Source organism: Marinibactrum halimedae (genome assembly GCF_021234875.1).
Taxonomy (GTDB): domain Bacteria; phylum Pseudomonadota; class Gammaproteobacteria; order Pseudomonadales; family Cellvibrionaceae; genus Marinibactrum; species Marinibactrum halimedae.
This window is the reverse complement of the sequence record NZ_JAJQVM010000016.1, coordinates 1-21,486: the sequence shown is the minus strand read 5'-3', so window position 1 is coordinate 21,486 and position 21,486 is coordinate 1. Positions and strand designations below refer to the sequence as shown.

At 44.2% G+C, this 21,486-nt stretch carries 17 protein-coding genes; 10 read left to right on the top strand and 7 right to left on the bottom strand.

Going from position 1 to position 21,486, the window contains the following annotated elements; translation table 11 throughout:
• Positions 1–127 precede the first annotated feature (127 nt).
• The 3 genes from LU351_RS10635 to LU351_RS10625 all read left to right on the top strand — a co-directional run bounded on the left by LU351_RS10635 (position 128) and on the right by LU351_RS10625 (position 3,543).
• Positions 128–328: a DUF2788 domain-containing protein gene (locus tag LU351_RS10635; protein WP_232594056.1), complete on the top strand. Its 201-nt coding sequence runs from the start codon at positions 128–130 to the stop codon at positions 326–328.
• A gap of 173 nt (positions 329–501) precedes the next feature.
• Positions 502–2,652, top strand: coding sequence for a response regulator (locus LU351_RS10630; RefSeq protein ID WP_232594055.1), 2,151 nt, complete (start codon positions 502–504; stop codon positions 2,650–2,652).
• A 222-nt stretch (positions 2,653–2,874) separates the two neighbouring features.
• On the top strand, positions 2,875–3,543 hold the full coding sequence (locus tag LU351_RS10625; protein ID WP_232594054.1) for a MaoC family dehydratase: 669 nt from the start codon (positions 2,875–2,877) through the stop codon (positions 3,541–3,543).
• Positions 3,544–3,662: 119 nt separating this feature from the next.
• Here LU351_RS10625 and LU351_RS10620 read toward each other — a convergent pair whose 3' ends face one another.
• Positions 3,663–4,544: a hypothetical protein gene (locus tag LU351_RS10620; RefSeq protein ID WP_232594053.1), complete on the bottom strand. Its 882-nt coding sequence runs from the start codon at positions 4,542–4,544 to the stop codon at positions 3,663–3,665.
• A gap of 126 nt (positions 4,545–4,670) precedes the next feature.
• Complete coding sequence (locus LU351_RS10615) at positions 4,671–5,414, bottom strand: hypothetical protein (protein WP_232594052.1); 744 nt, start codon at positions 5,412–5,414, stop codon at positions 4,671–4,673.
• Between the two features lie 366 nt (positions 5,415–5,780).
• Between LU351_RS10615 and LU351_RS10610 the strand changes: the two genes are divergently transcribed.
• The 4 genes from LU351_RS10610 to LU351_RS10595 all read left to right on the top strand — a co-directional run bounded on the left by LU351_RS10610 (position 5,781) and on the right by LU351_RS10595 (position 12,075).
• Complete coding sequence (locus tag LU351_RS10610) at positions 5,781–7,469, top strand: DUF4856 domain-containing protein (protein WP_232594051.1); 1,689 nt, start codon at positions 5,781–5,783, stop codon at positions 7,467–7,469.
• Positions 7,470–7,609: 140 nt separating this feature from the next.
• Positions 7,610–8,860 (top strand): imelysin family protein, encoded by a 1,251-nt coding sequence (locus LU351_RS10605; protein WP_232594050.1) that lies wholly within the window; start codon positions 7,610–7,612, stop codon positions 8,858–8,860.
• A gap of 43 nt (positions 8,861–8,903) precedes the next feature.
• Entirely contained in the window at positions 8,904–11,117 is a 2,214-nt protein-coding gene (locus LU351_RS10600; protein ID WP_232594049.1) for a TonB-dependent receptor family protein, read from the top strand.
• 88 nt (positions 11,118–11,205) lie between these two features.
• A complete protein-coding gene (locus LU351_RS10595; RefSeq protein WP_232594048.1) occupies positions 11,206–12,075 on the top strand; it encodes a sterol desaturase family protein in 870 nt (289 codons plus the stop codon).
• A 40-nt stretch (positions 12,076–12,115) separates the two neighbouring features.
• Here LU351_RS10595 and LU351_RS10590 read toward each other — a convergent pair whose 3' ends face one another.
• Positions 12,116–13,096 carry a hypothetical protein gene (locus LU351_RS10590; RefSeq protein WP_232594047.1) on the bottom strand — a complete coding sequence of 327 codons (981 nt, stop codon included), beginning with the start codon at positions 13,094–13,096 and terminating at the stop codon, positions 12,116–12,118.
• 357 nt (positions 13,097–13,453) lie between these two features.
• Here LU351_RS10590 and LU351_RS10585 point away from each other — a divergent pair, with 357 nt between their 5' ends.
• Positions 13,454–13,876 carry a Spy/CpxP family protein refolding chaperone gene (locus tag LU351_RS10585; protein WP_232594046.1) on the top strand — a complete coding sequence of 141 codons (423 nt, stop codon included), beginning with the start codon at positions 13,454–13,456 and terminating at the stop codon, positions 13,874–13,876.
• A gap of 59 nt (positions 13,877–13,935) precedes the next feature.
• On the opposite strand, the gene LU351_RS10580 is transcribed toward LU351_RS10585, so the two are convergent.
• The 4 genes from LU351_RS10580 to LU351_RS10565 all read right to left on the bottom strand — a co-directional run bounded on the left by LU351_RS10580 (position 13,936) and on the right by LU351_RS10565 (position 19,523).
• Positions 13,936–14,718: a substrate-binding periplasmic protein gene (locus LU351_RS10580; RefSeq protein ID WP_232594045.1), complete on the bottom strand. Its 783-nt coding sequence runs from the start codon at positions 14,716–14,718 to the stop codon at positions 13,936–13,938.
• Positions 14,719–15,055: 337 nt separating this feature from the next.
• Complete coding sequence (gene xthA / locus LU351_RS10575; protein ID WP_232594044.1) at positions 15,056–15,865, bottom strand: exodeoxyribonuclease III; 810 nt, start codon at positions 15,863–15,865, stop codon at positions 15,056–15,058.
• A 130-nt stretch (positions 15,866–15,995) separates the two neighbouring features.
• Entirely contained in the window at positions 15,996–18,092 is a 2,097-nt protein-coding gene (locus LU351_RS10570; protein WP_232594043.1) for a carboxy terminal-processing peptidase, read from the bottom strand.
• A 375-nt stretch (positions 18,093–18,467) separates the two neighbouring features.
• Complete coding sequence (locus LU351_RS10565; RefSeq protein WP_232594042.1) at positions 18,468–19,523, bottom strand: DNA-binding protein; 1,056 nt, start codon at positions 19,521–19,523, stop codon at positions 18,468–18,470.
• A 689-nt stretch (positions 19,524–20,212) separates the two neighbouring features.
• Between LU351_RS10565 and LU351_RS10560 the strand changes: the two genes are divergently transcribed.
• A complete protein-coding gene (locus tag LU351_RS10560; RefSeq protein ID WP_232594041.1) occupies positions 20,213–20,470 on the top strand; it encodes a hypothetical protein in 258 nt (85 codons plus the stop codon).
• 549 nt (positions 20,471–21,019) lie between these two features.
• Positions 21,020–21,361 carry an EF-Tu C-terminal domain-related protein gene (locus LU351_RS10555; RefSeq protein ID WP_232594040.1) on the top strand — a complete coding sequence of 114 codons (342 nt, stop codon included), beginning with the start codon at positions 21,020–21,022 and terminating at the stop codon, positions 21,359–21,361.
• Positions 21,362–21,486 lie beyond the last annotated feature (125 nt).

The window sequence follows — 21,486 nt, the reverse complement described above, 5'->3', positions numbered from 1 at the left end:
GATGGCGCTTTTTTTGTGCCTTTTTATCAAGCTATCACAAGAGAGAGACGCTCAATGGGGCTTTGTCCTAGTGCAATGAGTGATATACTTTTACTGTAAATGCCTGTTCTGTGAGTCAGTAAGTTTTATGAGTATTGAAGAATTTGAAACCATATCCTTATATCTTGGTATTGGCGGATTAATCGCGTTTATGACGTTCATCATGTGGGATTTGGCCAAGAAGTCCAATGCTGGAAAGTTTGGCACCATCATTTTATTTACCGCCCTAGGGCTCGGACTTCTGGGCTTTATCATCAAGACGGTATTGGTAGAGTATTTGGAAATCTAGTGGTGTAGAAGTTGACTGTTTAAATTAATGTTTGTTATTAGCTTTGATAGTTAAGTTATTGATTTTGTTTATTTTTACAAACTGAATGTCGTTTCTAATGTCGAGTTTATAGCACCCGGATAACTAAGAACCTAAGCCTCAAAGTAGAGATTTAACTAGAGACTGTCGGCCCTATGCTGCAACTGTTTGAACCGGTATCCAAAGTTCAACGTAACCGGAATATTATGCGCGAAACCGACGCGCGTGTCGCAAAGTACAGCCGTCGTGGGCTGCTTATGTCGGTCTCGGTTTTTATACTCACACTTGTGCTGGGCGACTTTTATGGTAAGGCCACCAACCTTGCGATTTTCTTAACGTCGGTTTTGTTTTTGATCACCATAGGTCGGGGTTATTTACTCTTCCGGTTTGAAACCTTATACCCCAAAGCACCGGCGCGCTGGCGAAATATGCATTTCTGTGCGGCTTTTGCCGGGTCTATGTGGTGGGGAGTGATCCTCTCATCGTTAACCATTGTGCTGGGTTTTCAACCTGAGACGAATTTTCTGTGGCTTTATACGGTGGTGTTTTACGCCAGCATTTGTAATGTGTTCGCCCCGTACCAACGCTTTCTTAATATTTACTTATTTATTGGGCTAATCCCCGTTGCCTTGTCCAGCTTTTCACTTTTTTCATTGGATGGCTACTTGTACGGCACTGTCATGCTGGCGTTGTTTTTGCTGTTAAGAAACCAGGGCAACTTAGTCAGTCGTACTTACTGGGAGCGGTTAGAAGCCAACTATGCGTTGCGCCAGAAAGCCAATATTCTTGAAATAGAAAAACGCGACTCTCAAGCGGCGGCTGACTTAAGCCACTCCTTTTTTGTTTCACTCAGTGATGAGTTCCGGGCCTCTCTTAATGACATTGTCGGCGCGCTTTCGGTGATTTCCCATGGTGATGATGTGACCTCTCGTCAGCGCACTTTGATCAATATCGCTGAAAAAGCCAGTGATCGACAGTTACAAGTCATGAACAGCGTCATGGATTACTCCAAGATAAAGGCCAATAAATTACTGGTCGAAAATACGGTGTTCAATTTACCGAAGCTGTTAGAAACCCTCTTTAATGAGAAAGAGCCGGAAGCCGAAGTACTGGGAAAAGAATTAGCCGTGAACTATTCGGCGTCCATTCCCACGCGGGTGCGAGGGGATTCCATTCGCCTGGCGCAATTGATTACCGCATTGCTCGACCGAGCATTGGGAATGAGCCGGGGTGTTGAATTGACGGTTAATATTAATTTCGATACCACCTCCGAAAACCAATCGAACTTACTCATCAACATTCAAGATGATGACGAAGAGCAAAGCCCCACTGACCAAGAAACCCAGGCCCACGATAATGCGTTTTCTTTCAATATGAGCAAACATTTGGCGGTGGCAATGGGGGGGGGCATGGGCATTAAAGATCTGGATAACTTTGTTTTCTGGATTCGAGTGCCGCTAGAGCCGGTGAGTAATCAGTCTTTTGTGAAGCAATACGAAAGCAAGTTTCATGGTGAGACCACTTTAGTGGTCAATCCACCGGCGAAAATCGAGGAAGAGTTGGTGGATGTACTCAAACAGTGGGGTTTAAAGCCACGCTTGGTTGGGACGAATGAATCCGTGAAAGATGTAATACAGCATTGTCAGGAAATGGCACAGCCGGCACAAATTGCTGTCGTCTTTTCACGTAAAGACAGCCTTACGGCAGTCGCGGTGTCTGAGCAAATTACGGATGCCGATACCCAGCAAGACATTTATCAATTCCTGGTGGTCAGTCATCTTCAGGCGCAATCGGATATTCTTAATGACCATTTGCAGCAACACCCTTTAACAGCCATGATTCAAAAGCCTGTAACCCAAGATAAACTGTATAACGCCATTGCAGATAAATTTAAAAATAACGCTGCCAATGTGGGGCATGTTGGTTCTCATGCTTTATTGATTGACGATAACTCGGTTGATCAGTTGGTGGTGTCTAAAATGCTGGAGAAAATGAACATCAGTGTGGATATTGCAGCCGGCGCCACAGACGGTTTAAAACGACTGCAATCAACCCATTATGATCTGATTTTCTTATCGTGCCACCTTAATGGCTGTTCTGAATGTGAAGACAGTTTTAACTTGGCGGGTAAAATCCATGCCGCCAACGATGCCGCACAGCGGCGTATTCCATTGCTGGGGATGACCACTCAAAAGAGTGATCAACAAGACCGTCTGTGTTTAACCTCAGGTATGGACGATACTATTGCGAAGCCCATTCGTAGAGAAGAATTGAAGAAGTCGATTGATCACTGGTTGGTGCAATAATATTTGAAAACGCCTAACGCTCTTTATACACAGATTGTCTACCGTTAGATTGCCTACGGTTAGCGCGAGAACGTATTCCGTTTTTGGAGAAAATTACTGAGTGATCGCGATGATGAAAGAATACAATTAAAAAAAACTGTCACAAAACCGACATAAGATACACTTGTGTGACTCGATGGTCGCACGATACGTTTGATGAACCGATCAGCAGGGGACTGAGCCATGGACATTGTGAGATTGCTCAAGGAAAAGCGACAAGAAATACAACTCAATAATGTGGAGTTTATCCGCAAAATTGAGCCGCAATTTCGAGAAATTTCAGCAACCATTAATCAGACGGTCATTAATTCATTACAAAGTGGCTTAATGTCGCGCTTTCGATTTATTCTGCCCGATGACAAACCTCAGCCATTGCCCATTAATCCACAAGTGGTGGAGGTGTATAACCGCTTGATGATGTTTAAAGGAACAGAAACGCACATTGGTGATTGGTTGACGATTGATCAAGACCGCATTAACCAGTTTGCTGAAGTGACCGGTGACCACCAATGGATTCACACCGACCCGGAGCGGGCAAAAAAAGAATCTCCTTTTCAAAGTACCGTTGCCCATGGGTTTTTATTAATTTCTTTATTGCCGACATTAAGTGAGTTGGATGCTTACGGTGAACAGTACTATCCAGAGGCCAGGATGGTCGTTAACTGTGGCGTAGATAAAGTGCGTTTTCTAAGTCCAGTAAAAACCGGTTCTGCCATTCGTGCTCGAACGTCGTTAAACGATGTATTAATTAATCGTCGTAGCCTCGATTTAATCAATGATGTTCACATTGAACTTCAACGAAATGGCAAGCTGGTTTGTACCGCTCAATTGAATTTACGCATCTATTTGTAATTTGTATATGTAATTTGCCAGGGCTTGCGATTCACTAAGGTCTATAATGTATTCAGGTTGAAAGGTGTTCCTTTGATTGATGTATTCATCTGGTCATTGAGGCAACTTAGCGTCTCGACCTAATGATCCAGTTGTTTCTGGTAAGCGTCGACGAAGCGGTTTTCATACTCAATTCTCACTTCGCGAGTAATCTCTGCTATGTCGGCTTGCTGGTAACAGCGATGAGACATTTCGTATGCCGCTGTGTGGATTTGACGGGAAGCCGTAATCGCTTCAACACTGGCGTTTTGGCTGAGTAACTGCGCCATTTCTTGGTCAGCCGCTGCAAGCAATGCCTGGGGTGATGAGTAGTAAAGCTGGGCATCACTCATGCATCGTGTCCATTGGTCGTTAGCAAGAGAAAGTCGATCATCTTGAAGGATGGCCAACTCCATTTGATCGATTTCCTCACGCAAGGCATTCCGTTTTTCATACACGCTAGGAATGATTGAAAATGCCTGATTTACACAGCTGTCACTAAAGCTTGCTGCTTCATGCTCAATGGCTTCTTGCGCATTAGGGTCTTTCATTCCCACTAACGCCAAATAATAGGCTTCTTGTTCTGTATGGGATAAACCTTGAAGGTATTTTTCATTAGGGTCACTTGCCGCTTCTTGCAACAACCGCTCAAACGCTTCCGGATCTTGTGCCGTTGCATCATCCACCACAATAGAGGGGGAGGGCGTATACTCAAAGCCCCTTTGCGCCATACAATCTGCGACGAAATGTTCTCGCGCCAATTCTTCTTCAGAAAACGTTTCTTCGTCTTGCTCACTGTTGTGCCCAAAGCCTGGGTACTCAGCAAGTTTAGATTCTCGATTAGAAAGAGACGCATCCGGAGTTGGTGTAGGCTCTTTTGCAGAAAATACTTCGTCCGATTTTTGATTGTTCATCGGTTTTGTATTCGAGACACTCGTCTTTTCTTTCACTAAAGGTGAGATTAATTGTGGGGTGCGCTTCAATTCTCTCTCTTGAAAGAGGGCTGAGTATATAGATACGCCAATAATACAAACTCCCACAACCACACTGAACGGAACGTATTTTTTCATCACTTCACTATTTTTCATAAGTCAACGATAGTGAATAAATTACCGTGGGTAACCCAAGAATTGATCAACAGCCCAACCCAAGCGCCAAGCATGGTATTGATCCGTTTCAATCCATTTCGCACCTCGATTCCACGTATGAAATTCTCTTTCTAAATACGCAGCTTTTGCCGAGGTTCGGCATAACTCTCCCAAACAATTAAATGCCGTGCAGTCACTACTGTTGTGGCAGATCAAATCATTGGTTCCAGGGCTAGAAACGCCAACGGTTTCTTTGATAAATCCAGACAACCCCTCGCCACCTGTTGCACCGTAAGATTGATAGATTACATGAGTCCCGTGGCGTTCAACACGAGTGTCACCACAAGTTTCTGGGCGAGCATTACTGTGAATAGGAATGTGTACCGTCGCACCCCAAGCGTTTGAATTGGCAATGGCGGAACTGATGGTGCCGCGCCCAATACGAATTTTATACCCCCGGCTACGAAGATTTCGGTAAGGGCTTGTGGAGATATCATTACCAACGTAATTCCCTGTCGCCGCATAATAGGCGTAACGATAGGCAGCTGTATTCTCATTTAACGAACCCATACCATTGGTACCGCTACACTCTCCTCGTGACCCTGCGTCTGAGTGGCGGGCCGGAGAAAGGTACACTTTTTTTCCATTCCATGTGGTAAAAGGTTCAAAGGTGTCATCTGGTGCGGCATGACTTTGAGAAATCACAACATGTAATAATGTTGTGATTACTGTAAAAAGAATGAGTTGTTTCTTTTTGGGTTTCATACTCTACCTGTTTATTTTTAATGAAAATGTTTGTAAAACACCAATCAAATAACAGCATACAAAACAATTAAATCATAAGAGCGGAAGACACTATCAGATGCTTTTTTCAGCGATGTGACATCAAATAAAACTACCATTTTTTAGTTGTCTTTTATCCTCTTTTCCTTCTTACCGCTTTTGTCTTGCCTCTTGAATTGCCTCCCTGTTCGATTTGGTTTATTTGAATTATGTCAAGAAGGGGTGTTAGAGGACGTATTTCTGCATGCCGGGGCTTCGCAAAAGGTGTACATTAAAGAAACATTGTAAAAATTCTGATAATCATTATCATTAGCAACCAAATTAACAAGAAAAGTGGGAAAGCGAATTATGACGACACGAGCGCTTGCATGTTTACTGGCCGTTCTTTCTGTTACCCAACTGACTGCCTGTGGTGGAGGCGGTGGTGGGGGTGGCTCTAGCGATAGCCCTTCAACGCCTACAGATAGTGGTTCAACGGGCGGTGGTTCAACCACTGCCGATGCTGATAGTGACGGCGTCGCCGATAGCACTGACAATTGCCCCAATAATGCCAATGCCGATCAAGCTGACAGCGATGTGGATGGCATGGGTGATGCTTGTGATCCGTTACCGACGACTTATATTTTCGAAAACGAAGCCGGTATTAGTACAGTTTCTTACACTGGGCAAACAGCACGTCACATACTTGTGAGTGATCTAGTTGATGCGATGAATGCGCTAACTCGTGATGCGTCTAATGTTCCCGCAAGCGTTGTGAAGGACTTAAACTTCTTTTATGGTTTTGAAGACAGTGACGCTCGTGATAGCAGCTATATCGCGACATTCGATGTTGGTGAAAATCAAAATATTATCGGTAGCGACGATGGCGTCCCTGCACTGACTATTGCGCCAGGGGATGTGTCTTCCGGTAAGGTTGTGAGAAGTAAACTTGCTGGCATAGACAGCGCAGATCACATCTTGGGAGACGGTTTTTTTGGTTGGGATTCTGTTGCGACTCCTGCTGACCTAATGGATCTGTATTTAGACATGTTGGGTGATGAAGCGGCTGACACCACAGACTCAATTACGATATCCGGTGGAACTGCCAACATTGGTGTTGCCACGGTCACCGAAGAAGGTCTAGACCTTCGTCAACTGGTACAAAAATTCTTATTAGGTGCCTTGACCTTTTCGCAAGGCACCGCCGATTACATGAGCATTGATTACGGCTCAGACGCAAATTTAACCCTCGCATCTGGTAAAACCTACACCGAAGGCGCTCATGATTTTGATGAAGCGTTTGGCTACTTTGGTGCCGCACGTAATTACAATGATTTAACCGACGACATCATCAGCTCACCTTCGTATGAAGACAGCTTCTTGGCTGATGGCTCCATTGATGTGCGCAGCGAGTTTAACTTTGGTAACTCCACCAATTGTGCCAAGCGTGATAGAGGTACGGCGGCTAACGCCAACCCAACGGATTTCACCAAAGAAGTGTTTGATGCTTTCTTACTAGGCCGTGAGATTTTGCAAAATGCCGCTACCGGTGCCACTGAAACATCACCTGGCAGTTTGTCTATGGAAGCGTCTGAAGCACTGGATGTTCAACTTGCCATCGCGGCTCAGACCTGGGAAAAATGCATCGCCGCTACCGTTGTTCACTATATTAATGATGTTCAAGGGGACATGGCGAACTTTATGAACAATGATTTTGCTGATCGACAAAATTTTATTGACTTAGCAAAACATTGGGGCGAAATGAAAGGCTTTGCATTGGGCCTGCAATTTAGTCCATATTCTCCATTCCGTACGGGTTCCGTTATGGTTAATGGTGAAGCGCAAGACGTCGCGGTTACTATTGAAGACCTCAAGAATATTCTTGAGTTAATGGGCACGGCTCCCGTATTAGCAGACGGTACGCAAAATGGCATGATGTTTAATAATGCGACTACGGCTGAGGCCGCAAAAAGCGCCTATTTAGAAAACTTGATGATGGCCCGCGACCTTTTGCAAACGGCTTATGCGTTTGATGCGGATAATGTTGCCGGTTGGTAAAACGATTTTAATTAAGACAGTTGCGAGATAGCACAAGAGCAGCAACACTATTGACAGTGTTAGAAGTAGTTGAGGTATTAAGGTTGAGTTATTAAGAAAGGCGCGTTAGCGCCTTTCTTTGTATTCAAAGGAAAATAAAGATGAATAAAAAACAAGCGTTTTTTCTTGGGGTTTCATTGTGTGGTGCCTTGCTTGCCGGTTGTGGAGCGGATAGCGGTTCCAGTTCAAGCTCAGATTCCACCGAAGTATCGGACGAAACCTTTGATTTCGCTGGTATGTTTGCAAACTACACCGATAATATTTTTCTTCCCAATTATCAAGCGATTGAAGCACAAGCAAAGTCATTGGCTGAGCCAGACGGCGCCATTGCGACCTATTGCGACACCATTGGCTCAGCCACCGCTGGGGCAGCATTAAGTGAAGTCACTGTAGCGTGGCAAGCATTGCAAGCGTCTATTCAGCGTTCTGAAGCTCACGCCATTGGCCCGGTTGCCGACAATAACGGTGCATTACGCAATCGTTTCACCTCATACGGTACGGGCTCATTAAGCCTTTGCGGTATTGATCAATCCGTGGTTCAAGCGAATACTCAAGCCGATTTTGATATCGCCATTAAAACAACCAATCAGCGGGGTATTGGCGCTCTTGAATATTTATTGTTCAACGAAACCTTAGTGCATACTTGCCCAAGCCAAATTACCGAAACGACCGATTGGAATGACCGCTCTATTAACGAACGAAGACAACTTCGGTGTGAGTATGCCCTTCATGTTGCCAACGATATTGCCGATGCTGCCACCACCGTTATTGCTCAGTGGGACAGTAATGGGGGTAACTACCGCAGTACATTTATCAACCCTAATAATGCGGCGGCCAGTTTAGAAAGTTTATCGGACGCGATGTTTTATGTAGACGTCGATGTGAAAGATACTAAATTAGGATTGCCCACGGGTATTAATGCCGATTGCCGGGGAACCAGTTGCCCTGAATTCGTAGAATCACCTTACGTAGAAAATTCATTGGTTAATATCCGAAATAATTTGGAAGGTTTTCAGACCATGTTAACCGGCGCAGACGGTTTAGGGTTTGATGACATTATTGCTCAAGCGGGAGTCGACAGTTTAAATGTTCGGTTTTTTGACAACATTCGATTGTCGATGAATGTCATCGATAACACGGTTGAATCATTAATTGATCAAAGTGAAAACATCAATGACAGTGTCAGTGAAGCGGCGTGTGCCAATGCGTTTTCCAATCCAGACACACCCAGTGATTTTTCTGCCTGTAACCTATCGGGCTTAGTGAAACGTATTACCGACGATTTAAAAGTGGGGTTCGTTGCCGCCGTCAACGTGGATTTACCCGATCGTGCTCAATCGGATAACGACTAGGACTCAAAGACTCGGTTTCAACGACTAGGATTCAGAAAAAACAATGAAGACTTCAAAAACAACACTGGCGTTATTGATTGGTTTATCTGCATCGGGAGCCCACGCATCCGATGCAGAAAAAGACAGCACCGATACTTTATTTGAAGAAATTTTAGTTACCGGCGGTAAAGAGAACATTAATACGTTATCGGGTTCGGCGCATTTATTGGATGAAGCCGCATTAGAGCAGTTTGATTCCGCCGATTTAACCCAAGTATTAAGCACATTACCCGGCGTGTATGTCCGGCAGGAAGACGGTTATGGCTTACGGCCGAATATTGGGTTACGCGGTGTGTCGAGCGATCGCAGCCAAAAAATTACGCTGATGGAAGACGGTGTATTAATTAAGCCTGCGCCGTATTCAGCGCCTTCTGCGTATTATGTGCCGAATATTTCTCGTATGAGTGCCGTGGAAGTGGTCAAGGGGCCAGCTTCCATAAAGCAGGGGCCAAATAATGTGGGCGGTGCGATTAATCTTGCCACACAACCTGTACCCAGTGCCTCTGAAGGATATGTAGACGCCGCTCTTGGCGAATACGGTTTTGAAAAATACCAAGTATTTTACGGCAATACTCATGACAATTTCGGTTATTGGGTAGACGCATTGCATTTTGGCAGTGATGGCTTTAAGGAATTGGACGGCGGGGGTGATACGGGTTTTGAGCGCACCGATATCAACTCCAAATTACAGTGGTCGTTTGATGACTTATTCGGTTACCAACAGCGTATGACGTTAAAGTTAGGGTACGCAGAAGAAGACGCTGACGAAACTTATTTAGGGTTAACGCCCGATGACTTTGACGATGACCCTAATCGTCGTTATGCGGCCAGCCAGTTAGATAAATTCACCTCTGAGCACAGCCAAATACATTTTGATCATTTTCTTCAGGCCGGTGATCAATTATCGTTAAATACAAAAATGTATTGGAATACCTTTGAGCGCTCTTGGAATAAATTGGATGGCTTTATTGGTGCGCCTTACGTAGAGGCATCTCAGGCTGGGGTGCCTGTTCGAGATATTTTGTCGCGCAGCGATAATGTATTTTCACGTGAGCTGGGTATTTTGCGGGGTGAAATTAACTCACGAGCCATACCTGCCGAAACGTTGGATGTCACCAATAATGATCGTGAATACGGTTCATACGGGCTTCAATTTAAAGCCGATTATGACGTATCCCTTGGGGATTGGTCACATCAATTAGAGGCGGGAATTCGCTTCCATCATGATTATATCGAAAGGCAGCACTCGACTCGTGGGTATTTAATGGTCGATGGCACCATGCAAAATGATGGCATTGCGTGGGGCAATAAAACGGAAAACGAAGCCGAAACCGATGCTATCGCCGTCTTTTTCCACGACACCGTTGCTTGGGGCGATTGGACCTTTAATGCCGGTGTGCGTTTTGAAGACATCGATGCCAGTGCCACTGACTTTCTGAATGAAACGGAATCGGAAAAATCGCAGTCTATTGTGGTTCCCGGTGTTGGGGTGCATTGGCAATTTTCTGAAAGCTTAGGTTTTCTCGCTGGGGTGAATAAAGGCTTTTCACCGGCTGGTGCCACCTCCGGTGAAGAGACAGACGCAGAAGAAGCAACGAATTTTGAATACGGCTTACGTTACCAAACCGCTTTGATTAACGCGGAAGTGATTGGTTTTTTCAGCGATTACACCAATTTGTTAGGCCGCTGCCGGGCCAGTGACACCGATTGCAATATTGGTGAAGAGTTTAACGGCGGTAGTGTCGAAGTAGCGGGGGTTGAGGTATACGGTGAAATTTTACTGCCACTCAGTGATACCATCGAATTCCCCATCAACGTGAATTACACCTATACGGAATCTGCTTTTCAATCGAGTTTCACCTCTTCGTTTTCACAGTGGGGCGATGTGCGTGAGGGCGATGAATTACCTTATTTACCAGAGCACGTAGGTAGAATTCAATTTGGTGCGCGCACGACGCAATGGGAGGCTTATCTGGCGTTAAATTATCAAAGTGAAATGCGGGATCAAGCGGGCAGTCTTAATATTGATGACGTGTTGCATACCGATGCTTACACCACAGCCGATGTGTCGGCCACCTGGAATGTCAATGCGCAATGGATGTTGCAATTAGCCGTGGATAATCTCACCAACGAAGAGGCCATTGTGTCGTGGCGTCCGTTTGGGGCTCGTCCGAATCGACCTCGCACTACCCGTGCCCGAGTGAAATACCGTTTTTAACGGTATTTCATCGCGTTTACCGTAATCTACGTTATTAGATCATTGTGAAAAGGCGTGACGATTTAGTAAAACAAAAAGGAGAAGCCCATTGGACATAATTATGGATCTTCTGCTCACGCCGTTTTCTTATTTTATTGAGCCCAGTAAACGTTTATTTTGGCTGTTTTTAATCAGTGCTTTGGTAATGGCATCGTTATCAGTAACGATTCAGTCAAAAAAATTCGATCTCATTCAACAGTTAAAATCATTATTGAATCGACGGTATTGGCTCAATATCTCTACTGCTACCGATGTTTTCTACGTCTTTATCAATAATACCGTACGTTTATTATTAATCACGCCCCTTATCGGTAGTCACTTAGCCGCCACCATTTTTTTTGGTTCCCTGTTGCAAACCACTTTTGGTGATGCCCCTACACTGGCTGTGCCTGCTGTTTGGGTTGGGCTGTTGTATGCGTGCGTCTTTTTTATTCTGGAGGATTTCAGCCGTTTTGGTGTGCATTACGCCATGCACAAATTACCGTGGTTATGGCGTTTTCATAAAGTACATCATTCCGCAACAGTACTTACACCACTAACAGTACACCGTGTGCATCCCATTGAAATGTCCTTGTATACCCTGCGAGGGTTTTTCGTCTTTGGTGTGGTCAGTGGTGTATTTGTCTATCTCTTTAAAGACAATATTCAAAGTTGGCAAATATTGGGGGTCGATATCCTCGGGTTTCTATTCAATGTCTTTGGGGCAAACCTTCGACACAGCCACATCAGACTGAGCTTTGGAAAATTAGAGCGGTGGCTGATTAGCCCTGCGCAACATCAAATTCACCACAGTAATGCCCCTGAGCACAGAGATAAGAACTTAGGGGTCGCACTGGCCTGTTGGGACCGGTGGTTTAATACCTGGGCCCCTAATAATACCAAAGAAAATTTAACCTTCGGTCTTGTGCGTCAGGGCTAGACTTATGGTTCTATTTATTTTAATCAGGCCAAACCGTAATCTACACATCCATCTCGACGGTATCTAACAGCAGGTCTGGCTTATTTAAGCTCTTTACCACTTTTCCCTGTGCTGGGTCGTACAGCATCGTAAAACTAGGGTGGCTAGAGGCATGCAAAAAATAGCCATTGGCTTTACAGGCAAACCTTTTAGGCTGAACGGCTGCAGAAGCAATAACATGCAAATGAGGTTTCTGGTTTCCACCGCTTGGGTCATTCACCCAATTGTATAAAGTGTCGCAGTCGTGGTCTAAGCACACTTCAATACCGATATTGACATAGCCCTTGTGAGTTTTAACTTGATGCAACCCAGGATAAGGGTCTGCAACGTGATACACATTGTCTTTGTTACTCTCATCGTAATCACTGGATTTGCTGTGCTCTCCGAGAAGTTTCCCTTGGTGAAAAATAAAAACCGTATTTTTCTGAAATTTGGCCTTAACATTATCTCCGGTGGCTTTTTTGCTGTCTAACGCAGAGGCTTTTGAGGATCCCAAGTCTTTTGCAAACCCCACTTTGTTGGCAACAGGGTTTTGCCAGTTTTGTTTTGCCTTGACAGCAGGAATCGCTTTTTTGGCTTGATCAACGGATAATGTTCCCCCCATGGAAATATTGGCAACACCTTGTCCTAGCGCAGAGGTTTGCCAACAGATAGACCCAGGGATAAATACGATATTGCTGTATTTCAATGACAGCTTTTTAAGTTTTTCGACGATTTTATCCTTCATATAATCGTCAACGCCGCGATTATTGGTCTTACCGTCACCAGCAGAAAACATGTACTCGGGTGCCACAAAGATACCTTGCACTCCAAATCCAGGTATCTTTGCGGCCTTAATATGATCCGTTAAGGCTTTTAACTGTTGGTCTAATGTAACAATAAGCTTGTCAACGTCGTCATCGCCTTTGATATAGCTCACGACACGGTTGTGATCAGAAGTAGGGCAAGAATAGAGGCCGATACCGAGTTTTATTTTAGACATAAGAGCTCCTTTTCACGAAAATTATTATAATTGAAGCGAATAAAAACATAACACCCATCATCAGTGAGTGGCACCCTGAATTATCAGTATAGAAATAAAACATAAAAATTTTACGCACTGCCATTACATACTATTACAGCACCATTGCTTAAAGAATCATCAGATTACACGACTTTCTTGTCATTCTTATCTGAAATAAAACGCGACACTTTTTAGAAATAACAATTTATTCTCTGCTTAAAAGACCGATTGAGATGACGCACCCTTCCATACGAAAACTTCCCTCATTTATGCACATTTCTTGCGCAGTGCAGAGTTATTCTATGGGGTATCCGATAGATAGAGAGGAGTTGGATTATGAGATTAGTAATATGCAATTGGGGTCTGGTTTTGACGTTAGTTTTAGGCGCTGTTAGTGCCTTCGCTGACGACCGTAACCCTGAAGCCAAACACAGGTTGAACCCTGAACGACATACACAATATTTAACAGAGAAATTAGCATTGGATACGCAACAACAGGAGCAGGTAAGGGCGATTCTGGAGGGTAGCCATGCACGGGTTGAATCGATTTTGGAAAACCACCGTCCTACTCGGGATAATGTAAGAACTGAGCTAAAAGCTGTGCGTAAGGATACCGATATTCAGTTAGCCTCTGTGCTCACATTGGAGCAAATGGAAAAAATGCAAGCCTTGCGCAAAGTGCATCGAGAGCACCGACGAGAACGTGCAGTTAAGCGCAGACACCATACTGAAAATACACATGATGAAGCAGAATATTAAAGCCCTTCAAATAAGGACTACTCAACATAGCTGATCACTTTTATGTCATGCTCATTGCATTATTGAATTACCGGGGCGGTGTTTTTCTCATTCCAAAGGTTAAGACCACCGTCTTGGATATGGCTATCGATGGAATAGTCGTTTAATAATTTTGCTTGCCAGCGTTGCGCAATGACCTCGAAGGTGCCATTTTCTTTGATGGTCTGTGCCGCTTTCTGCCACTTTTGAACGAGACGAAGAGGTGTCTTTTTGGAAATGGCCAGGTAAGCATCCCCTAAACGAAAGCTGTAACGGGCATTAAAGCGCACTTTCTCATGGTGGTTTTGCTTGCTCAATATCCTTAGACCGGAAGGGTAAAGTAATAGTGCATCCACTCGTTTTGAGCTGAGCATTTTGAGTGCTTGGCTATGATTACTGGTGGAAGTAAGGTTGGTAAAACCATGATCTTCTAAGAATTTTTCACGAACCCCGCCACGTAAAACGGCAATAGAGTTGATGTGGTGTAAATCATCTATTGTTTTAAGGTCTAAATCCGTTTCTTCTAGCGTGTAAAACGTGAGTAAGTTTCGACTGAGGAGGGTGATCCAATGAAATTTATTTTCGCGTTCTGGAGTTCTTGCAGCAGAGAATATGACCACATTGGGCTCTTTCAAGGCGGTTCGGTAGGCTCGTATCCAAGGGTGGTGAATAATAATGTCACTTTGATCACCCATTTCTTTTTGAATTGCCCTGACTACTTCAACCGAGTAACCCACTAGATTTTGGTGTTCATCCCAGTACGCCAGTGGAGGCTCTTCATTCGAAAAAATTCGAAAGGTATCGTCAGAAGTTGGGTTGCTCATTTTTAATGCTTGAGCAAAAGCTGAAGAGAAAGCACATTGGCTTGCAACGTAAACGAAAAAGAAAATACCGGTAACGGCTTTGCGTGAAAGAAAAGAGAGTGGATTTAAAAAAAGAAACCTCTGTGAGAAACGTGATGAAGGTTTTAAATAATATTGCCTCATATGCGATGTCTTTTCTTGTATCTTACTAAAATATAGTAATTAAGCGTATACACCTAAAATGACAGTATGAGGTTATTATATTCAAAATGATTGGTTGATACGACGTGTTTGGAACGTGTACTTTCGTCGTACATATGCTGATCTGTCGTATCATGGGATTTAGAGTAGGCCGGTTTTATTCTGCAAAAGTCGCCCAAACTGGGCAGTGGTCGGAAGATTTTTCCAGTGAGCGAATATCATAATCAATGCCCGCATCTAGGCACTGTTTTGCCAGTATTTCGGTTGCCATAATTAAGTCAATTCGTAAACCGCGTTTGGGCTCTCTATCGAATCCTTTTGAGCGATAATCGAACCAGCTGAATTGTTCCATGCCGGAATAGTGCAAACGGTATGTGTCACTTAACCCCCAATCTTTTAAGCGCTGTAACCATTCTCGCTCTTCTGGCAAAAAGCTGCATTTTCCGGTTCGCAGCCAACGCTTGCGATTGTCTTCACCAATACCAATATCAATATCTTCAGGAGAAATATTCATATCTCCCATTACAATAATGTGGTCATTGGGGGAATAGCGCTGCTCTAACAATGCTTGTAAATCTTCGTAAAACGCTTTTTTATTTGGGTATTTGGTAGGGTGATCGCGGTTTTCTCCTTGTGGGAAATAACCATTGGCCACCACCAGTTTTCCATAGGGGCGATCAAACTCACCTAATACAAAGCGACGTTGAGCGTCTTCGGCTTCGCCCTCAAAGCCTTTTTGTGAATGAGTGGGTGTTTCTTTAGAGAGTAAGGCAACACCGTAATGGGTTTTTTGGCCGTGATAAATAGGGTGGTAACCCAACGCTTCAATTTCCGCTAATGGGAATTCTTCATCGCGGACTTTGGTCTCTTGTAACCCGATAAAATCTGGCGAATGTTTGCGTATAACAGCTTCTAATTGATGCAAACGTGCACGAAGGCTGTTGACGTTAAAGGAAACAATTTTCACTTTTAACCCTTTTCTGTGTTGTTCTTTTTAGGTAAAAAAATCCCGCGATAACGCGGGATGTAATATCAAACGGTTACGAATAATAATGCTCAGCCGCCATTAACCGTCAATGGTGGCTGATAGGCCTTCATTAAATACCACCGGCTTTCGCTGTTTGGTTTTTCAACTGTAGGCGAATGTAGTCTGCCATAATATAACCGGCTTCCATCAGCAGCGGGTCTTTGGAGGGTTCGATTTTATTGGTGCCAACGGCGGAATTATTGTCTTCATCCTCTTCGGTGGCTTCATCGAAGGATTCAAACGCTTCCAACCCTTTCGCTTGTCGGCGCTTGTTTTCGATCGCCAATAATACCTTTTCGCGATCCTCTTTTTCCATTTCTCGTTGCTTACGGTTCAGCGATAATCGATCTTGATTACGATTTTCTTGAGCGAAAGAGAATTGATCCTTCAGGAACAATAAATCCGGGTCGGTGGAGACGCGTTTGTCGTGCAATGATTTCAGTTGCGGCACAATCGCACTAAAATCAATGTATTTATCGTGACGGACGGGGTGAATGCGGTCCCAGTCAAGAGCATGGTCGTAAGTACTTTCACCCACTTCTTCTGGGTCTACCATTGGAGGCATGGTGATGTCTGGCACAACGCCGCGATGTTGGGTACTGTCACCAGAAACCCGATAGAATTTCGATTCGGTGATTTTCAGTTGCCCTTCGTGTACCGGCGTTAAAGATTGCACGGTGCCTTTACCGAAAGATTGAGTACCGATGATCAGACCTCGATCATAGTCTTGAATGGCTCCAGCAAAAATTTCCGATGCACTGGCACTGAGGCGATTCATCAACACCACTAATGGCCCACGATAATGTGCCTTAGAGCGAGAACGGCTTTGGCGAGATATGGATTGATTGGTCTCGCGAATTTGTACCACGGGGCCTGCATCAATAAATAGATCGGTTAATTGAGTCGCTTCTTGTAATGAGCCGCCGCCGTTACTGCGAAGATCCAAAATGACACCGTCGACATTTTCGGCCATTAGCTCATTTAATAAGCGGTAAACGTCGCGCGTTGTACTTTTGTAATTGGGGTCGCGTTTGCGGTAGGCTTCAAAGTCTAAGTAAAAGGCAGGAACATCGATTACCCCCAGCTTGTACACTTCGCCACTGCCATCGTCCACATCAAAAACGGCCTTTTTCGCCGCTTGCTCTTCCAATTTGACCTTGTCACGCTTGATGGTGACCACTTTGGTGCCTTCTTCGGTTTTGCTTTCCGATGGAATCACTTGCAGGCGCACATAGGTGCCTTTTTTTCCGCGAATCAGGTCAACCACTTCGTCTAAGCGCCAGCCAATGACATCTTCAATCTCGCCATCTGTGCCTTGTCCGACGCCGGTAATGCGGTCTGCGGCTTTCAGTTCACCTTGTTTATCCGCAGGCCCGGCAGGCACCAAGCGAACAACTTTGGTAAATTCGTCTTCACTTTGTAACACCGCTCCAATGCCTTCTAATGAGAGAGACATATTGATGTTGAAATTTTCTTCGGTGCGAGGAGAGAGGTAACTGGTATGTGGGTCGTACAACTCAGCCAACGCATTGACCAACGTTTCGAAAACGTCTTCCTGATCTTGCTGTTCCACACGCTTGAGCTGATTGGAGTAGCGGCGCTCTAGGGTTTTCTTTGCCTCTGGTTGTGTTTTGCCTGACAGCACCAAGCTTAATACCGCTGATTTCAAGCGTTTGCGCCACAGTTCATCGTACTCTTTTTTGCTCTTTGGCCAGACCTCAACTTCATCTCGATCCAATGCCAAATCTTCATTTTTGGTGAAATCAAAAACGATGTTTTCGTCTTGCAGCAAGGAAATATTCTTGCCTAGCTGGTCTTGAAGGCGCTGACGAAAACGGTTGTAGATGGTGTAGGCCGGGTCTAGGTTGCCACGTTTAAAGCGATCATCAAACTCGTGACGATAGGTTTCAAAGTGGTCGATATCCGATTGGAAAAAGAACACCTTATTCGGATCTAGGCGCTCTAAGAGATTATCCAGGTATTTTGCAGAGAGCGAATCATCCACACCCTGAAGTCGATAGTGATTTTTAGAAAGAGTGTCGATAATTTCAATCAGCGTCTTAGACTGTGACGTTGACATCTTCAGGGGCTCGCTTGCAGCGAGGGTAAACTGGGAGGCTAAAGCCAGTGGCGCAACCGCAAGCGCCAAGGTTTTAAACGCTTTCATACATGGAATATCCTATTTTTGCTCAATTTCACTGGTGCATTCGCTCCAGTTGCTATCAATCGGTTGTCACTAAAGTTGTGTAAATGGCGCTTAATATGCGTCTTTTATAGAGTAAACCGTTTTCTGTGATTTACTCCGTCATTCTACTGGGTCGCTGTAGCAACACCTTCGGACAATATGACACAGAAATTCGAGTATCGTCCTCAAAAATGTATCTTATCGCAGTGAATACCGCAGAAAAATGCTTTATTTTTCAACACAGTACGCCGTTTGAGACATTTTTGTCATAACCACTGCTTGGACAAGTAACTCATTGTTTCAGTTCAATTGGGGACGGAAAATGTCTTATTCAATGATAGCGTGTATTGGACGAGGTCACAGTTTGTCGATCGTGTTATTTTCGGTGCCAGATTTCATCGCTTTGAGTTGGGTAAGCTCTGCCATGATGTTTTCCAGCCATTCCGTTTTAACCGCCATTTCCGATTCAAGCCGAGCGTGGCTTAGAGAGAGTGTTTCATGTGCCGATTTAACATTCTCTTGCTCTGTGAGTGCGATTTTCAGCTGTGAAACAAGTCGGTCTCTTTCGACCTGAAGGTGCTCTGAGGATTGGGCCAGGGTGGCGTGTTCGATTTGTAGAGATGCCAGAGTCTTGGCTTGAACGGTTAGCGTTTGAAGTTGTTGCTGAGCCGCTGATAACTCAGTTACAAGGCGTGCATTCTCCTGATTGAGTTGTGTCATTTCGGATTGCTTTACTGATAAGGTTTCGGCTAGTTGTCGTCGTTCACGGTGCAGCGTGTGTAATTGTTGCTCTTGTTGACGCGCGTCCTGCTCCCGTTGTGCTTTTACGGCTTCCCGGTAATGTTGTAATGCTTCACGAGCATGAACATGCTTCTCTTCTAATGATTCAATATGACTTTGCTTTTCCTCAATAACGGCCTGCAGCCGAGCCTGTTCTTCAGTGGAGACGGCCAAAGACTGCGTTAACGCTTGTCGTTTTTCTTCGGAGGCGTTCAGACGCAACTGTGTGGCATCCAATTGAGAGGTGAGGGCGTTGATCATCGTTGCGTGTTCGTCCCGCTCCTGACTTAAGCGCTCCGAATGGGCTGCCTGCTCGAGCAAAGCTGCTTCCATGGTTGCTACTTTATTATCAGCAACCTCTTGTGCTGAAGAGACGATAGTATCCGCCTCTTTCTTCAACTGTGACACCAGTTGTGTAATCAAAGTACGAATGGGTTCACTGAGTAAAGACTCATCGTCCATTCGTGTGGTTTCCGCTGCCTCAATCTCTTTCAAATAGCGATGAATGGTGGACTTAGAGCCCGTATTACCAAGTTCCACTCGCACCGCATCAATAGATGGGTTTTCCCCTCTGGCTAACAGAGCCTGCCGAGCCTTAAGTACAACCGCTTTGTTAATGCCGCCACGAGCCATTTTGCTGCCTATATAGGTTGGTTATTAGTTTTCTTTCGACTTTTGAGTGCTTTTTATACTTCGTTACTATTTCATACTGTATTACATACTATGTAAATATGTAGTATATTTTAACAAAATTAATTCATCAATAGTGTGTATTTAACACAATATAATATTGGATTATTTCAAGTTAGACTGGTTTTTGGGCGGGAGAATAAAGCATTTGGTGTACTCAGGGCGGGGCGGTGGTTCGATGCTGCTTTTGAAATACACCTGAGCATCAGGAGGGGGGGTAGAATGGCTTATAAGAGGTGATACTATTTCGATCGTTATCGCAGAGAGGAGAAAAACAGCAAGTGCAGTGTTATTCAGTCCCTTTTAGGAGTCTCAATGAAAAACGTCATGTTTTTCATGCAGTTACAGAGAAAAGTATTATTGGGAGTATGGTGGGTTAGGCTGCAAGAGGTTGTTTTTTATTCGCGTGATTAAATTTTGGTCGGTTGTTGTTCATTTTAAATTGATTTTGATGTCCTATAAAAATATTAATAAAATCATGATGTTAGCGCCCTGTGTAGCTGATGCGATATAGGGTAATATACTGCACATGCCGTATTATTACCTTAAATATAAAATAACACGGCATGTGCAGTATCATTTGAGATAATTCGGCAGGTGCCGTTTACTAAGCGTTAAGTGTAAATTTAAATATGGGCAGGGAAGATAATCGATGTGCCATAGTCGTTTTCAATATTGATGAAGTGGCTAGTGATGAAGCTAAGGCAATTGATATTTTCACCAGGATAGATGATGGCCTTGATATGTCCCTCGAGTTTAGAAAGACAGCAGCTAAATCTCTGTTTGATCGTATAGTCATCAATAATGAAGTTCATCTGCTAGCAGTAGAAGCTGACTTCGTTCGCAATCAGGCACCAGAATTTATATTAGGTATCAATTATTATGAATAACCTGCCGTGCCCAACACTTAACAAGCCGCATCAATCGCTCCCGTTGGTCGCTGGGACAGCCAAAACGCTGCGCTTATTTGTCTGCCCTTGTGCGGGGCGTTATGCGAAATCACCAAATGGATAGAATGACTGAAATAAAGGGCAGACTGTTATCAACATCCGTTACAGGTTGGAGAAACGCAGTTAGTACGGCGGCATTATTTATTATGTGTGGTGGTGGAGTAGCTGCGTTTGGTTACATCTTATTCACAATCCCAGAGCTGCAATGTCACGTTTCTTTCTTTTACCTATCTATAATTTGGTTGGTCTCAGAATTTGCCGTAATAGCGTATTTATATTGCTATAGAAATATCCCGAAATTTGCTAGAGATGCTGTTGTAATTTCACTGCTAATAGCAAATTTTTGGTTTATCCTGTTCATCTTTGGGTTGCAAGAATGCTCAGCATAGAGAAATCGCATAACAAGCCGCAGCAATCGCTCCCGTTGGTCGCTGGGACAGCCAAAACGCTGCGCTTTTTTGTCTGCCCCTGTGCGGGGCGTTAAGCACTATGGAAGATTTCACTACATTTAAAGATTTTCACTTAGAAGCGAACGTCTATTTAATAGAAACAGAATTTGGTGGTAGGTCATCTGCTGTCTTTGACGGATATTGCGGGCAATTCTTTTGGCATATTAATGACGTTGATTCTACCGATTGGGATGCTCACTACATTTTTGAAAGTGGTCAAGTTCATCCCGGTCAATGTGCAGCATGTAAAATTGTGCTATCTCCAAACTTACTAAAATGCTCAAAAGGTCGCTTTCCTATAGGTCAGCAATTCGGCATCCGAGAAGGTAGTAAAATAATTGGTGTTGGCACTATTGTTCTAAACAAGGTAAAAAATGCTTAATCGGGTAAGGGCTGGTATCTAGCCAGCCCTCCCCACACCACCCTGCATGCGGGTCCGCACAGGGCGGTTCATTTAACTACCCGTTAGGGTAATGAACTTTAATCCAACCCTCTTTTAACGATACA

Excerpts from the sequence above, each read along its gene's own strand:
- LU351_RS10635 (WP_232594056.1), top strand. The coding sequence starts at position 128 with ATGAGTATTGAAGAATTTGAAACCATATCCTTATATCTTGGTATTGGC.
- LU351_RS10630 (WP_232594055.1), top strand. The coding sequence starts at position 502 with ATGCTGCAACTGTTTGAACCGGTATCCAAAGTTCAACGTAACCGGAAT.
- LU351_RS10625 (WP_232594054.1), top strand. The coding sequence starts at position 2,875 with ATGGACATTGTGAGATTGCTCAAGGAAAAGCGACAAGAAATACAACTC.
- LU351_RS10615 (WP_232594052.1), bottom strand. The coding sequence starts at position 5,414 with ATGAAACCCAAAAAGAAACAACTCATTCTTTTTACAGTAATCACAACA.
- LU351_RS10610 (WP_232594051.1), top strand. The coding sequence starts at position 5,781 with ATGACGACACGAGCGCTTGCATGTTTACTGGCCGTTCTTTCTGTTACC.
- LU351_RS10605 (WP_232594050.1), top strand. The coding sequence starts at position 7,610 with ATGAATAAAAAACAAGCGTTTTTTCTTGGGGTTTCATTGTGTGGTGCC.
- LU351_RS10600 (WP_232594049.1), top strand. The coding sequence starts at position 8,904 with ATGAAGACTTCAAAAACAACACTGGCGTTATTGATTGGTTTATCTGCA.
- LU351_RS10590 (WP_232594047.1), bottom strand. The coding sequence starts at position 13,096 with ATGTCTAAAATAAAACTCGGTATCGGCCTCTATTCTTGCCCTACTTCT.
- LU351_RS10585 (WP_232594046.1), top strand. The coding sequence starts at position 13,454 with ATGAGATTAGTAATATGCAATTGGGGTCTGGTTTTGACGTTAGTTTTA.
- LU351_RS10580 (WP_232594045.1), bottom strand. The coding sequence starts at position 14,718 with ATGAGCAACCCAACTTCTGACGATACCTTTCGAATTTTTTCGAATGAA.
- LU351_RS10570 (WP_232594043.1), bottom strand. The coding sequence starts at position 18,092 with ATGAAAGCGTTTAAAACCTTGGCGCTTGCGGTTGCGCCACTGGCTTTA.
- LU351_RS10565 (WP_232594042.1), bottom strand. The coding sequence starts at position 19,523 with ATGGCTCGTGGCGGCATTAACAAAGCGGTTGTACTTAAGGCTCGGCAG.
- LU351_RS10560 (WP_232594041.1), top strand. The coding sequence starts at position 20,213 with ATGGGCAGGGAAGATAATCGATGTGCCATAGTCGTTTTCAATATTGAT.
- LU351_RS10555 (WP_232594040.1), top strand. The coding sequence starts at position 21,020 with ATGGAAGATTTCACTACATTTAAAGATTTTCACTTAGAAGCGAACGTC.